The following is a 13,056-nucleotide window of genomic DNA, read 5'->3' on the forward strand; positions in this document are numbered from 1 at the left end:
TGCCGGCTCAGAGCAGAACATCCAACTGAAAAGTGTGCTTGTTCGCTCGAAACCAATAGGGTTTCGGTGGTCATAGCGTGAGGGAAACGCCCGGTTACATTTCGAACCCGGAAGCTAAGCCTTACAGCGCCGATGGTACTGCAGGGGGGACCCTGTGGGAGAGTAGGACACCGCCGAACAATCTTTGGAAGGACCCCTGGTCACCAGCGTTCAGCTGGGGCCAGGGGTCCTTTCGTTGTTTTGGGACAAACACAGCCCGGAGCGCGCCGGGTACCCGGCTGCGCGAGAATGACTTGCGGTACCGAAGACAGGAGTCACCCCATGTCCACCAACTCTCCCGACGAGCGACCGGAGCGCGACCAGCGGCGACGGGACAGTGGTGACCGTGGTGATCGCGGCGGGTACCGCGGTGGTCCGCGGCGCGGCAACGACCGTGCAGGTGGCGACCGAGGTGCGAACGACCGAGGTCCGAACGACCGTGGCGGGTCCGGCCGCGGCTCCGACCGTCGTGATGACCGCCGTGGTGACGACCGCCGTGACGACCGTCGTGGTGATGACCGTCGGGGCGACGACCGTGGAGATCGCGGTGGCTTCCGACGTGATGACCGCGACCGGGACCGAGGTGGCTACGGCCGGCGCGACGACCGTTCCGTTGGTCCGCGTCGCGACGACCGGGATCGTGACCGGGGTGTCCGCCGGGACGGAGACCGTCCTCCGTTCCGCCGCGACGACCGTGGGGATCGCGGCGACCGAGGTGACCGTCCCCAGTTCCGCCGTGACGATCGCGGCGACCGAGGTGACCGTCCCCAGTTCCGCCGTGACGACCGGGGGGATCGCGGTGACCGGGGTGGATTCCGCCGTGATGACCGAGGTGACCGGGGCGGGTTCCGGCGTGACGACCGAGGTGACCGTCCCGAGCGTGGTGGATTCCGCCGGGACGACAACCGGGGCGACAGCAGGGGAGAGCGTGGCGGCTTCGGCCGTCGTGACGAGCGCAGGGACGACCGCCGCGAGGGCGACCGTCCCGGTTTCCGCCGCGAGGACAACCGTAGCTACGGCCGCCGTGACGATGACCGGGGTCAGGCGCGCCGGGATGACGACCGTGGTTATGCGCGCCGTGACGACGACCGTGGCCACGGCCGTCGCGACGACCGCAGGGACGACCGCCGAGGTGGCGACGACCGTGGCCCCCGCAGTGGGTTCCGTCGGGATGACAGCCGGAGCGACGACCGTGGTCCCCGTGGTGGGTTCCGTCGGGATGACAGCCGCGGGGACAGCAGGGGCGACAGCCGAGGCGAGCGCGGTGGGTTCCGTGGGCGGGAAGGTCGGGACGACCGTGGCCGTGGGCCCCGTCGTGATGACCGTGGCGGACGGCCCGGGGGCTTCCGTGGCCGGGATGACCGTCGGGACGATCGCCGGGGTGACGACCGGCGTGGTGGTAGCCGTTTCCGTGACGAGCGTGACCGGGACCGGGAGCCGATCAAGCGGCTGCCGATCCCTGAGGACGTCACCGGCGAGGAGATCGACAAGGACGTACGGCAGGAGCTTCAGAGTCTGCCGAAGGGGCTTGCCGAGGACGTCGCCAAGAACCTGGTGATGGTTGCCCGGCTCATCGACGAGGACCCCGAGGGTGCGTACGGCTACTCCAAGGTGGCCCTGCGGCTGGCGTCGCGCGTCGCTGCCGTACGCGAGGCTGCCGGTTTCGCGGCGTACGCGAACCAGAAGTTCAGCGAGGCGCTGGCCGAGTTCCGGGCCGCGCGGCGGATGACCGGGAACGTGGACCTGTGGCCCGTCATGGCCGACTGCGAGCGTGGTCTCGGGCGGCCCGAGAAGGCGCTGGACATGGCCGGGGCACCCGAGGTGAACAAGCTCGACAAGGCAGGTCAGGTCGAGATGCGGCTCGTCGCGGCCGGCGCCCGGCGTGACATGGACCAGCTCGACGCGGCCATCGTGACGCTGCAGAGCCCCGAGCTGGCCGCAGGTTCCGTACAGCCGTGGACCGCGCGGCTGCGGTACGCGTATGCCGACGCGCTGCTGGCCGCCGGTCGGGCGTCCGAGGCGCGGGAGTGGTTCGCGAAGGCCGTGGAGGCCGACAAGGACGGCAGCACGGACGCCTCCGACCGGCTCGCCGAGCTCGACGGTGTCGAGTTCGTCGACGCGCTGGACGAGAACGAGGGCGACGAGACGCCCCAGTCATCCCCCGCGGATGACGACAAGGAGTAGTGGCGAGGCATCCTCTGAGGAGGACGGCAAAGGGGCGGGATCCCACACCTGGGATCCCGCCCCTCTGCCTTTCACAGGTCCAACGCGCGTAGCACCAGGCCCGACGCCGGCTTCGGCCCGAACGACGTCGACTTCCGGGGCATGGTGATGCCTTGGCGGGCCAGGTCGCGTACGACCTCCTCGCGGACCGGGTGCATCAGGACGGCCGTACCGCCGTCGCGTTCGGCCTTCTCGACCGTTGCAGCCGTGTCGTGGATGTACGCGACATGCGCGGGGGAGTCCTCGGGGATGTGCCAGACATGGTCGAGGAGCGTGGCGTGCAGGACGGTTGCGTCCAGGGTGCGCCAGGCCGCGGGGCGGTCCGCCGGGATCGTACGGGCCAGGAGGTCCGGATCCGGCCGGTCGATCAGGTGGAAGGCACCGTCGCCGGCGAGGAGGAACGCGTTGCCCGCGCAGGCCGCGTCGGCCAGGGTCCCCAAGGCCTTGGCGAGCGGGACTTCCAGGTGGCGTATGCGGAACAGGCCGTCCAGGGGTTTGAGTGCTTCCGCTACCGGAACGCCGTGCAGGAGGCGGTGGATGGCGCGGACTCGGAGCGGGTAGCGGGCCGTGTCCACGAGGAGGACGAGGCCGTGGTCCCAGGGGCTGGGCGAGGGATGCTCCGCGCGTAGACGCAGGTACGTTGCCCAGCGGTGGTGGCCGTCGGCGATCAGGGCCTGATGACGGGCGAGGTCGGACTGGATGCGGGCCTGCTCTTCGGGGTCCGTGATCGACCACAGGCGGTGGCTGAAGCCGTCCTCCGTGGTGGTCGCCAGGAGCGGGGGGTGCTCGGCCGTCCGTTCGATGACGGCGGTCGTGTCGGTCGCCGAGCCGTTGCCGCGGTAGGTCAGGAGCAGGGGCTCGAGGTTCGCGGAAGTGGCGCGCATGAGGTCGGCTCGGTCGGCCACGATGTGCGGCATGACGTCCTCGTGGGGCAGGACCAGGCCTTCCTCGGGCTCCGACAGGCGCAGCGCGCCGATCACGCCGCGTTGCAGCATGCCGTCGCCGTCGCGCTGCTCGTAGACGTACAGGCCGGGGCGCGGGTCGGCCGCCAGGACCCTCTCTGAGAGCCAGCGCCGCAGGGTCTTGGCCGCCTGTTCGTTGCGGGCGCCGGGAGTGGGTGCCTGGGGGAGGATCAGGCGGACGATGTTGTGCGGGTCGGCCGACTCGAGGTGGAGCACACCGTCGGGGCGGACCACCACGTCGTACGGCGGTGAGGTCACGGCGGCCAGACTGCCGACCCGGTCGGGGTCGTAGCGGAGTCCTCGGAACGGGGTGAGTTCGAGGCCTCGGCGCTCCGTTGCTTCCGAGTGACCTGCTGAGTTCATCCCGGCATCGTACGTGTGTCAGTGGCATGCGCGATGATCGAGGGAAAGCTGTCGAGCGAGGAGCGATGCGGAATGAGCCAGAGCGTCAGGACGAGGCCGGCGGGCAGTGGCCAGGCCCTGAGCGAGGCGTACGACACGGCACTGCTCGACCTGGACGGAGTGGTGTACGCGGGTGGGAACGCGATCGCGCACGCCGTCGATTCGCTGGCCACGGCCCGCGCGGGAGGCATGCACCTGGCGTATGTCACGAACAACGCCCTGCGCACTCCTGACGTCGTGGCCGCGCATCTGACCGCGCTGGGCATACCGACGGCCGCGTCCGACGTCATCACCTCGGCGCAGGCGGTCGCCCGGCTGATCGCCGAGCAGGTGCCGAAGGGCTCCCGTGTGTTGGTGATCGGCGGGGAGGGCCTGCGGGTGGCACTGCGTGAGCGGGGGCTGGAGCCCGTCGAGTCGGCGGACGACGACCCGGCGGCGGTCGTTCAGGGGTACGGCGGGCCCGAACTGCCGTGGGGCCGCTTCGCGGAGGCGTGCTACGCCATCGCGCGCGGCGTGCCGTGGTTCGCGTCCAACACCGACCTGACGATTCCCAGCGCCCGTGGGATCGCGCCCGGCAACGGCGCGGCGGTTCAGGTCGTCCGGATTGCGACGGGTGCCGAGCCGCAGGTGGCCGGCAAGCCGCTGCCCCCGATGCACCGGGAGACGGTTCTGCGGACCGGGGCCGAGCGGCCGCTGGTGGTGGGGGACCGGCTGGACACGGACATCGAGGGCGCGTTCAACGGCGACGTTGACTCGCTGCTCGTGCTGACCGGCGTGACCGACGGACGGCAGCTGCTGGCCGCGCCGCCGCAGCACCGGCCGACGTATGTCGACGCCGATCTGCGGGGCATGCTCACCGGCCAGCCGGAGGTCACGGCGGACGGCGACGGGTTCCGGTGCGGCGGCTGGGCGGCGACGGCCGGCGGGCGGCTGGAACTCGACGGTGACGGCCAGGCGTTGGACGGTCTGCGGGCGCTGTGTGCGGCGGCCTGGACGTCGGCCGGGGAGGGTAAGTGCGAGCTGGACGGGGCGAAGGCGCTGGCGCGGCTGGGGTTGTGAGCCGTTGCGCCTGCTCACCGGCAGGGGATCCGAGCACGACAGTGCAGCGGGATCGTGGCCGAATACGAGGGTAGGCTAACCTAACTGCGTGTTGGTCGACAGTCCTCTTGAACAGCGCGCGGAGACCGCCCCCGCGCCCCCAAAACGCCGGGCGATACGTGCCTTTGGGCTGCTTGTCTCCGTGGCGATCCTGTTGCTCGTCGTGCTGGCGAGCATCGCGATCGGCGCGAAAGAGCTGTCCGTGGACCAGGTGTGGCACGGGTTGTTCGAGGACTCGGGGACGTACGGCGATGTCGTCGTGGCGGAGCGGCTGTCGCGGACCTTGCTGGGTCTGCTCGTGGGCGCCGCGCTGGGTCTGTCGGGTGCCGTTCTCCAGGCGCTCACCCGCAATCCGCTGGCCGATCCCGGGCTGCTCGGCATCAATGCGGGCGCCTCGGCCGCGGTCGTCACCGCCATCACGTACTTCGGCGTCACGAGCCTGACCGGCTATGTGTGGTTCGCGTTCTTCGGCGCGGCCGCGGTCGGGGCGCTGGTCTGGTTCCTCGGCGGCAGCCGGGGTGCCACGCCGGTACGGCTCGCGCTCGCAGGCACCGCGATCAGCGCCGCGCTCTACGGCTATCTCCAAGCCGTGATGATCACGGACGAGGCGGCGCTGGGCAAGATGCGCTTCTGGACGGTCGGTTCGCTCAGCTCGGCGACCGACGACACCATCATCCAGGTGCTGCCGTTCCTCGCCGTCGGCACGCTGCTCGCTCTCGGGCTCGCCCGGCCGCTCAACGCCATGGCCATGGGCGACGACACCGCCAAGGCCCTCGGCGCCAACCTGAACCGCACGCGAGCGCTGTCCATGCTCGCCGCGACGGTCCTGTGCGGGGCGGCGACCGCCGCCTGCGGGCCGATCGTCTTCGTCGGGCTGATGGTGCCGCATGTCGTACGGTCGTTCACCGGTCCCGACCTGCGCTGGATCCTGCCGTACGCGACCGTCCTGTCACCCGTGCTGCTGCTGGGTGCCGATGTGATCGGCAGGGTGGTGGCCCGGCCGGCGGAGCTCCAGGTCGGCATCGTGACCGCGATCCTCGGCGGGCCGGTCTTCATCTTTCTCGTACGACGGCGGAGGACGGCGCAGCTGTGAAGACAACTGTGAAGATGACCAACCGTGCCATCAGAACGCCGGGCGGGCTCTCCGTCCGGCTGGACGTCCGTGCCTTCGTCGTCGTCGCCCTGCTGCTGCTCGCGGCGCTCGCCGCCAGCGTCGTACTGATCGGCACCGGCGACTTCCCGATCTCGACCGGCGACGTGCTCAAGACGCTGCTGGGCAACGGCAATGCGGGGCAGGAGTTCATCGTCAACGATCTGCGGCTGCCGCGGGTGCTGGTCGGGCTCCTGGTGGGTGCCTCGCTGGGCCTGGGCGGTGCGCTGTTCCAGGCCATCTCCCGCAACCCGCTGGGCAGTCCGGACGTACTCGGTCTCGGGCAGGGCGCGACGGCCGGTGCGCTTGTCGTGATCGTGCTGATGTCGGGGAGCGCGGCCCAGGTCACCGTCGGGGCGCTGGTGGGCGGGCTCGTGACCGGTATGGCCATCTATCTGCTCGCCTGGAAGCGGGGCGTGCACGGTTATCGGCTGGTGCTGGTCGGAATCGGTGTGTCCGCGATCGTGACAGCGATCAACGGCTATCTGCTCACCAAGTCCGATCTGGTCGACGCGGCCCGTGCGCTCGTCTGGATGACCGGGTCTCTCAACGGCCGTGACTGGGACCAGGTCTGGCCGCTGCTCGGGCTGTGCGCCGTGCTCGTGCCGCTGGTTCTCGCCAATGCGCGCGGGCTGCGGATGATGGAGATGGGCGACGACGTGTCGAACGCCCTCGGGGTGCGCGTCGAGCGGGTACGGCTGCTGCTGATGGTGGCCGCCGTGCTGCTCACCGCGACCGCGACCGCCGCCGCCGGTCCCGTCAGCTTTGTCGCGCTCACCGCCCCACAGCTCGCCCGGCGTCTGACCCGCTCACCCGGGCCGAACCTGCTGCCTTCCCTGTGCATGGGCGCCGCGCTGCTGGTCACCGCCGACTGGGCCTCGCAGCGAGCGTTCGGAGCCGACCAGCTGCCCGTGGGCGTGCTCACCGGAGTGCTCGGCGGCGTCTATCTGCTGTGGCTGCTGGTCACCGAGCGCAAGGCGGGGCGGATATGAGCGCGGATATCAGCACAGTGAGCGAGAACCGGCCGGGTATGAGCGGCACAGCGAACGAGAACACCAAGAGGAGCACCGTGAACCGCCTGTCCGCCGAGAACGTCACCCTCGCCTACGACCAGCGCGTCATCGCCGAGCAGCTGTCGGTGGAGATCCCCGACAACTCCTTCACGGTGATCGTCGGCCCGAACGCGTGCGGCAAGTCCACGCTGCTGCGGGCGCTGTCGCGGATGCTGAAGCCCAGCCAGGGCCGGGTGCTGCTCGACGGGGCGGTCATCCAGTCGATGCCCGCGAAGAAGGTCGCGCGGACGCTGGGCCTGCTGCCGCAGTCGTCGATCGCACCCGACGGGATCACGGTCGCCGACCTGGTGGGCCGCGGCCGGTACCCGCACCAGGGCATCCTGCGCCAGTGGTCGTCCGAGGACGAGCGGGTCGTACAGGAGTCGATGGAGCAGACCGGGGTCGCCGAGCTCGCCGATCGCTATGTCGATGAATTGTCCGGCGGTCAGCGGCAGCGTGTGTGGATCGCGATGGCGCTGGCCCAGCAGACGCCGCTGCTGCTGCTCGACGAGCCGACGACGTATCTGGACATCCAGCACCAGATCGACGTCCTCGATCTGTGCGCGGAGCTGCATGAGGAGCAGGGGCGCACGCTGGTCGCCGTGCTTCACGACCTCAACCATGCCGCCCGGTACGCCACCCACCTCATCGCTCTGAAGGACGGGGCGATCATCGCCGAGGGCGCGCCGAGCGACATCGTCACCGCGGAACTGGTCGAGGACGTCTTCGGGCTGCGCTGCCAGGTCATCGACGACCCGGAGACGGGGACGCCGCTGGTGGTGCCGGCCGCGCGGAAGACACGCGCGCGGGTCACGGCCGATGCCGAGAAGGTGGCCGCTACAGAAGCTTCCTGAGGACGAGCAGGTCGCGCAGGCCCGCGTGCAGCTTCACCCGGCCCGAGCCCCAGGCCTTCGCGAAGTTCAGCCTGCCGTCCACCAGTGCCACCAGGTCGTCGCCGGCCATACCGAGTCTGATCTGCGCCTTCTCGTGGGGTGGGCCCTGGAGCGTCTCGTGGACCTCGATCCGGCCGCCCGTCATACGTCCCGCGAATGTGACGTCCAGGTCGGTGATGTGGCAGCTCACCGAGCGTTCCAGGGCCGCGGCCGCACGGGCGTTCCCTTCGGCGCGCTGCATGTTGTCCGAGAGCTTTTCGAGTGCGGCGCGGCACTCTTCTGTGGTGGCCATCGCGATCGACGGTACCCCAGCGGTTCGGGGTAGCGTCTGGGCATGAGCGACTCACTGCCGGGGACCGAGACCCCGGAAGAGGAGACGGCGGCAGTCGAGCCCGAGTACGACCCCGCCGGACCCGCCCCGCTGAACGTCCCCCGCGCCCCCACCGGCAACGTCGACGTCGACGCCCAGCTGGAGCGGCTCGCCGACGCCGACCACCTCGCCACGGACGGACACATCGAGGTGTACGAGGATGTACACAGGGGGCTGCGCGACGCGCTCACCGCGCTCGACGCCCGCCCGGGACCTCCGGGGCCCCCGTCACCGTACGGACACAGGAGCTGAACCGAACGTGGCAGGAGTCGCACGTCGCCGTCTCGATGCGGAGCTGGTCCGCCGGAAGCTCGCGCGCTCGCGTGAGCATGCCAGCCAGCTGATCGCCGCAGGGCGCGTGACCGTCGGCAAAACCGTCGCGACCAAGTCGGCCACACAGGTGGAGACCGCGGCGGCGATCGTGGTCCAGACCGACGACAGCGAACCCGAGTATGTGTCGCGTGGCGGGCACAAGCTCGCGGGTGCGCTGGACGTCTTCCTACCCGAGGGTCTCGTCGTCAAGGGGCGGCGGGCGCTGGACGCGGGGGCGTCCACGGGAGGCTTCACGGACGTACTGCTGCGGGCCGGGGCCGGGCGCGTCGTCGCCGTGGACGTCGGATACGGGCAACTCGCGTGGACTCTGCGGAGCGATGAACGCGTCACCGTCAAGGACCGTACGAACGTACGCGAGTTGACGCTTGAGGTGATCGATGGGGAGCCCGTGGATCTTGTCGTGGGGGATCTTTCCTTCATCCCGCTCGGACTGGTGCTGCCCGCCCTGGTGCGGTGCGTGCGGCCGGACGCCGATCTGGTGATGATGGTCAAGCCGCAGTTCGAAGTGGGGAAGGAGCGGCTGGGGAGTGGTGGCGTGGTGCGCAGCCCGGAGCTGAGGGCCGAGGCCGTACGCGGTGTCGCCCGGCGGGCGTGGGATCTCGGGCTCGGCGTGAAGGGTGTCACCGCCAGTCCCCTGCCCGGACCCTCCGGAAATGTCGAGTATTTTCTGTGGCTGCGGGCCGGAGCAGCCGAAGTGGACCCGGCCGACGTTGACCGTGCAGTTGCGGAGGGGCCGCGTTGACACAGAACCGAGCTCGTACTGTTTTCCTGCTCGCCCACACGGGCCGGCCTGCGGCGATTCGCAGCGCCGAACTCGTGGTCAAGGGGTTGCTGAGGTCCGGGATCGGCGTACGTGCCCTGGAGCACGAGGCACGTGACCTGCCGTTGTCCGACGAGGTGCAGCTCGTCAAGGAGGCGACTCCGCAGTGCCTCGACGGGTGCGAGCTGCTGATCGTGCTGGGCGGCGACGGGACGTTGCTGCGAGGCGCCGAGTTCGCCCGGGCGTCCGGGGTGCCGATGCTCGGCGTCAATCTCGGGCGGGTCGGGTTCCTGGCCGAGGCCGAGCGGGACGATCTCGACAAGGTCGTCGACCGGGTGGTGACGAAGGCGTACGAGGTCGAGGAGCGGATGACCGTCGATGTCGTCGTGCACAGCAACGGCGACATCGTGCATACCGACTGGGCGTTGAACGAGGCGGCCGTGCAGAAGGCCGGCGCTGAGAAGCTGCTTGAGGTCGTCCTGGAGATCGATGGGCGGCCGGTCACGGGGTTCGGGTGCGACGGCATTGTGCTGTCCACTCCGACCGGATCGACGGCGTATGCGTTTTCTGCGGGTGGGCCTGTGGTGTGGCCTGAGGTCGAGGCGCTGTTGATGGTGCCGATCAGTGCGCATGCGTTGTTTGCGAAACCGTTGGTTACTTCGCCGGATTCTGTGCTGGCCGTTGAGGTGTTGCCGCATATCCCGCCGGGGGTGCTGTGGTGTGACGGGCGGCGGACTGTCGAGTTGCCGGCGGGCGCGAGGGTTGAGGTGCGGCGGGGGGCTGTGCCGGTGCGGTTGGCTCGGTTGCACCATGCGTCATTCACGGATCGGCTGGTGGCGAAGTTTGCGTTGCCGGTGTCCGGGTGGCGGGGTGCGCCTCACTAGCCATCTGTGGGGGGTGCATGAGGTGCGTCGGCGAGTGCGGGTGTTTCGTGGCTTGTCGCGCAGTTCCCCGCGCCCCTTTAGGTGGGTCCACTCCCCTGGGTGACAGGGTGCCTCGCACTCCTGCCGCTCTACCTCGTAAGGTCGTGTCCGTGTTGGAGGAGATGCGGATACGGTCGCTCGGAGTCATCGACGATGCTGTAGTCGAGTTGTCGCCGGGGTTCACCGCTGTCACCGGTGAGACCGGTGCCGGTAAGACCATGGTTGTCACCAGCCTCGGGCTGCTGCTCGGTGGGCGGGCGGATCCGGCGCTGGTGCGGATCGGGTCCGAGAAGGCGGTCGTGGAGGGGCGGATCGGCGTGCCCGAGGGCGCCTCCGCTGCCATCCGGGCCGAGGAGGCCGGGGCGGAGCTCGACGACGGCGTGCTGCTGATCAGCCGTACCGTTTCCGCCGAGGGGCGGTCGCGGGCGCATCTCGGTGGGCGCAGTGTGCCGGTCGGCATGTTGGCCGAGCTTGCCGATGAGCTGGTGGCCGTGCACGGACAGACCGACCAGCAGGGGCTGCTGAAGCTGTCCCGGCAGCGGCAGGCGCTCGACCGTTATGCGGGGGACGCCGTCGCAGGGCCGCTCGCCAAGTACGGGGAGGCCTACCGGCGGTTGCGGGCCGTCTCCGTCGAGCTCGACGAGATCACCACACGCGCGCGTGAACGGGCCCAGGAGGCCGACATGCTGCGGTACGGACTCGACGAGGTCGCCGGGGTCGAGCCGCGTGCCGGTGAGGATGTCGAGCTGGCCGAGGAGGCCGAGCGGCTGGGGCATGCGGAGGCGCTGGCGTCCGCCGCAACGGCCGGGCATGCCGCGCTCGCCGGCAATCCGGAGGATCCGGAGGGAGTCGACGCGACGACGCTCGTCGCGGGTGCCCAGCGGGCGCTGGACGCGGTGCGGTCGCACGACCCGGCGCTGGCCGCGCTGGCGGACCGGATCGGGGAGATCGGGATCCTGCTCGGTGACGTGGCCGGGGAGCTGGCGGGGTACGCCGACGATCTGGACGCGGATCCGTTGCGGCTGGCCGCGGTGGAGGAACGACGGGCCGCGCTGAATGCCCTGACCCGGAAGTACGGCGAGGATGTCGCCTCCGTGCTCGCCTGGGCCGAGCAGGGCGCCGCGCGGCTCACCGAGCTGGACGGTGACAATGATCGGCTCGACGAGCTGACCGCCGAGCGGGACGCGCTACGGGCCGAACTGGGCGGGCTGGCACAGGCGTTGACGGACGCGCGGATGGAGGCCGCCGAGCGGTTCGCCGCCGCGGTGACCGCCGAGCTGGCCTCGCTGGCCATGCCGCACGCGCGCGTGTCCTTCGACATCCGGCAGACCGAGGACCCCGAGGGCGTCGAGGTCGGCGGGCGTACGGTCGCGTACGGGCCGTCGGGTGTCGACGAGGTCGAACTGCTGCTGGCCCCGCATCCGGGCGCGCCGCCCCGGCCCATCGCCAAGGGGGCGTCCGGCGGTGAGCTCTCGCGCGTGATGCTGGCCGTGGAGGTCGTGTTCGCGGGGACCGATCCGGTGCCGACATATCTCTTCGACGAGGTTGACGCCGGTGTCGGTGGCAAGGCGGCCGTGGAGATCGGGCGGCGGCTGGCGCGGCTCGCCAAGACCGCGCAGGTGGTCGTGGTGACACACCTGCCGCAGGTCGCCGCCTTCGCCGACCGGCAGCTGCTCGTCGAGAAGACCAACGACGGGTCGGTCACACGGTCCGGTGTGAAGGTCCTCGAAGGGGAGGAGCGGATCCGGGAGTTGTCCCGGATGCTCGCCGGACAGGAGGACTCGGAGACGGCCCGTGCGCATGCGGAGGAGTTGCTGGCGACGGCTCGGGCGGACGCGTAGCGCTCCGCTGGAGGTGGGGCTGTGATGGGCCGTCGGTCGTCTGCGGGTCCGTCGTGGCTGGTCGCGCAGTTCCCCGCGCCCCTTCAGGGCGCTGCCGAACCGTGGTGGACTTCACCCGACCTGCTTGGCGGGCGGCATAGGGTGTTCGGATGATCACCGGTGCCGCCACCTCTCTCGGTCTCTCCGCCCTCCTCACCCGCGCAGCCGTCACCGCTCTCCGTGCCAAGGCCTCGGGTAACCGCTGGCACCGCACGAACTACGCCGGGCGGACCGTCGAGTTGTACGCCGGACCGGCGGCCGCCCTGGCGACCACCCTCGCCACTGCACGCGTCCGGCCCGCCGCTGCCCTCGCCGTGGCCGCCGCCGGGGCGTGCGGGGCGTACGACGATGTTGCCAAGGACGACCGGCGGGGCTTCCGGGCTCATCTGGCGGCCCTACGGCACGGCGAAGTCACCAGTGGCGTCGTGAAGTTGTTCGGGATCGGGGCCGCCGGGCTGGTCGCCGGGGCGCTGCTCAAGGAGAAGCCCGTCGACAAGGTGCTCGCGGGAGTCGTGATCGCCGGAGCCGCGCATTTCGTCAATCTCGTGGACGTACGGCCCGGGAGGGCTGCGGGGGCGGTACTGCTCCTCGGGGCGCCGGGACTGCTGCGGAAGGGGCCCGGTGCGGACTTGGCCGCCGTCGCCGTGGGAGCTGCCGCTGCCGTGCTGCCCGACGATCTGGGTGAGCGGGCGATGCTCGGTGACACGGGGGTGCATGCGCTGGGCGCGGCGCTCGGTGGCGCCGTCGTCGCGAGCAACGGGCGGGCGGGGCTGGTCGCGCACGCCGCCGCCGTCGTGGCCGCGGCGGTGTACGGCGACAAGATCAGCGAGGCGGCCCGCTCACTCGTGTGAGTGACCCCGTTGCCGTGCCGCCCAACTGCCTCACCTCGGCGTTCCCACAACGGCCGTACGGCCTGGCATCCTTGGTGTTGTACGTCGTACGCGTAGGGATCCGCGCGGTACACCCCCTCC

12 protein-coding genes, 1 rRNA gene and 1 pseudogene are annotated in these 13,056 nt (G+C 70.6%); 12 read left to right on the forward strand and 2 right to left on the reverse strand.

All coding sequences use genetic code 11. The features are described 5' to 3' along the window. Window positions 1-62 precede the first annotated feature (62 nt). The 3 genes and pseudogenes from rrf to KCH87_RS13715 all read left to right on the forward strand — a co-directional run bounded on the left by rrf (window position 63) and on the right by KCH87_RS13715 (window position 2,223). Window positions 63-179, forward strand: a 5S ribosomal RNA gene (gene rrf / locus KCH87_RS13705). A gap of 142 nt (window positions 180-321) precedes the next feature. After that, window positions 322-1,122: pseudogene (locus KCH87_RS49025) on the forward strand (tetratricopeptide repeat protein); the annotation flags it as partial. Between the two features lie 366 nt (window positions 1,123-1,488). Continuing rightward, on the forward strand, window positions 1,489-2,223 hold the full coding sequence (locus KCH87_RS13715; protein ID WP_210586652.1) for a tetratricopeptide repeat protein: 735 nt from the start codon (window positions 1,489-1,491) through the stop codon (window positions 2,221-2,223). 71 nt (window positions 2,224-2,294) lie between these two features. Here KCH87_RS13715 and KCH87_RS13720 read toward each other — a convergent pair whose 3' ends face one another. Further along, complete coding sequence (locus KCH87_RS13720; protein ID WP_210586329.1) at window positions 2,295-3,587, reverse strand: DUF1015 family protein; 1,293 nt, start codon at window positions 3,585-3,587, stop codon at window positions 2,295-2,297. A gap of 72 nt (window positions 3,588-3,659) precedes the next feature. Between KCH87_RS13720 and KCH87_RS13725 the strand changes: the two genes are divergently transcribed. The 4 genes from KCH87_RS13725 (at window position 3,660) to KCH87_RS13740 (ending at window position 7,780) form a co-directional block, all read left to right on the forward strand. Next, entirely contained in the window at window positions 3,660-4,685 is a 1,026-nt protein-coding gene (locus KCH87_RS13725; RefSeq protein ID WP_210586330.1) for an HAD hydrolase-like protein, read from the forward strand. Between the two features lie 88 nt (window positions 4,686-4,773). Then, complete coding sequence (locus KCH87_RS13730) at window positions 4,774-5,817, forward strand: iron ABC transporter permease (protein ID WP_210586331.1); 1,044 nt, start codon at window positions 4,774-4,776, stop codon at window positions 5,815-5,817. 14 nt (window positions 5,818-5,831) lie between these two features. Beyond that, window positions 5,832-6,866, forward strand: coding sequence for an iron chelate uptake ABC transporter family permease subunit (locus tag KCH87_RS13735; protein ID WP_210586332.1), 1,035 nt, complete (start codon window positions 5,832-5,834; stop codon window positions 6,864-6,866). A 38-nt stretch (window positions 6,867-6,904) separates the two neighbouring features. Next, window positions 6,905-7,780 (forward strand): ABC transporter ATP-binding protein, encoded by an 876-nt coding sequence (locus KCH87_RS13740; RefSeq protein ID WP_210586333.1) that lies wholly within the window; start codon window positions 6,905-6,907, stop codon window positions 7,778-7,780. Here the strand turns inward: KCH87_RS13740 and KCH87_RS13745 are convergent. Continuing rightward, entirely contained in the window at window positions 7,764-8,111 is a 348-nt protein-coding gene (locus KCH87_RS13745) for an SCP2 sterol-binding domain-containing protein (protein WP_210586334.1), read from the reverse strand. The two genes, KCH87_RS13740 and KCH87_RS13745, sit on opposite strands and share 17 nt — an antisense overlap. 42 nt (window positions 8,112-8,153) lie before the next feature. Between KCH87_RS13745 and KCH87_RS13750 the strand changes: the two genes are divergently transcribed. From KCH87_RS13750 to KCH87_RS13770, 5 genes are all read left to right on the forward strand, one after another. After that, entirely contained in the window at window positions 8,154-8,441 is a 288-nt protein-coding gene (locus tag KCH87_RS13750; protein WP_210586335.1) for a hypothetical protein, read from the forward strand. A gap of 7 nt (window positions 8,442-8,448) precedes the next feature. Continuing rightward, on the forward strand, window positions 8,449-9,264 hold the full coding sequence (locus KCH87_RS13755) for a TlyA family RNA methyltransferase (RefSeq protein ID WP_210586336.1): 816 nt from the start codon (window positions 8,449-8,451) through the stop codon (window positions 9,262-9,264). Further along, complete coding sequence (locus tag KCH87_RS13760) at window positions 9,261-10,166, forward strand: NAD kinase (protein ID WP_210586337.1); 906 nt, start codon at window positions 9,261-9,263, stop codon at window positions 10,164-10,166. The genes KCH87_RS13755 and KCH87_RS13760 overlap by 4 nt, the downstream gene beginning before the upstream one ends. 161 nt (window positions 10,167-10,327) lie before the next feature. After that, window positions 10,328-12,046 (forward strand): DNA repair protein RecN, encoded by a 1,719-nt coding sequence (gene recN / locus KCH87_RS13765; RefSeq protein ID WP_210586653.1) that lies wholly within the window; start codon window positions 10,328-10,330, stop codon window positions 12,044-12,046. A gap of 149 nt (window positions 12,047-12,195) precedes the next feature. After that, window positions 12,196-12,936 (forward strand): hypothetical protein, encoded by a 741-nt coding sequence (locus tag KCH87_RS13770; protein ID WP_210586338.1) that lies wholly within the window; start codon window positions 12,196-12,198, stop codon window positions 12,934-12,936. Window positions 12,937-13,056: the final 120 nt, after the last annotated feature.

The sequence above is a fragment of the Streptomyces sp. GESEQ-35 genome, from assembly GCF_017948485.1.
In the GTDB taxonomy this organism is placed as follows: domain Bacteria; phylum Actinomycetota; class Actinomycetes; order Streptomycetales; family Streptomycetaceae; genus Streptomyces.

Excerpts from the sequence above, each read along its gene's own strand:
- KCH87_RS13740 (WP_210586333.1), top strand. The coding sequence starts at position 6,905 with ATGAGCGGCACAGCGAACGAGAACACCAAGAGGAGCACCGTGAACCGC.
- KCH87_RS13720 (WP_210586329.1), bottom strand. The coding sequence starts at position 3,587 with ATGAACTCAGCAGGTCACTCGGAAGCAACGGAGCGCCGAGGCCTCGAA.
- KCH87_RS13725 (WP_210586330.1), top strand. The coding sequence starts at position 3,660 with ATGAGCCAGAGCGTCAGGACGAGGCCGGCGGGCAGTGGCCAGGCCCTG.
- KCH87_RS13745 (WP_210586334.1), bottom strand. The coding sequence starts at position 8,111 with ATGGCCACCACAGAAGAGTGCCGCGCCGCACTCGAAAAGCTCTCGGAC.
- recN (WP_210586653.1), top strand. The coding sequence starts at position 10,328 with ATGCGGATACGGTCGCTCGGAGTCATCGACGATGCTGTAGTCGAGTTG.
- KCH87_RS13735 (WP_210586332.1), top strand. The coding sequence starts at position 5,832 with ATGACCAACCGTGCCATCAGAACGCCGGGCGGGCTCTCCGTCCGGCTG.
- KCH87_RS13750 (WP_210586335.1), top strand. The coding sequence starts at position 8,154 with ATGAGCGACTCACTGCCGGGGACCGAGACCCCGGAAGAGGAGACGGCG.
- KCH87_RS13770 (WP_210586338.1), top strand. The coding sequence starts at position 12,196 with ATGATCACCGGTGCCGCCACCTCTCTCGGTCTCTCCGCCCTCCTCACC.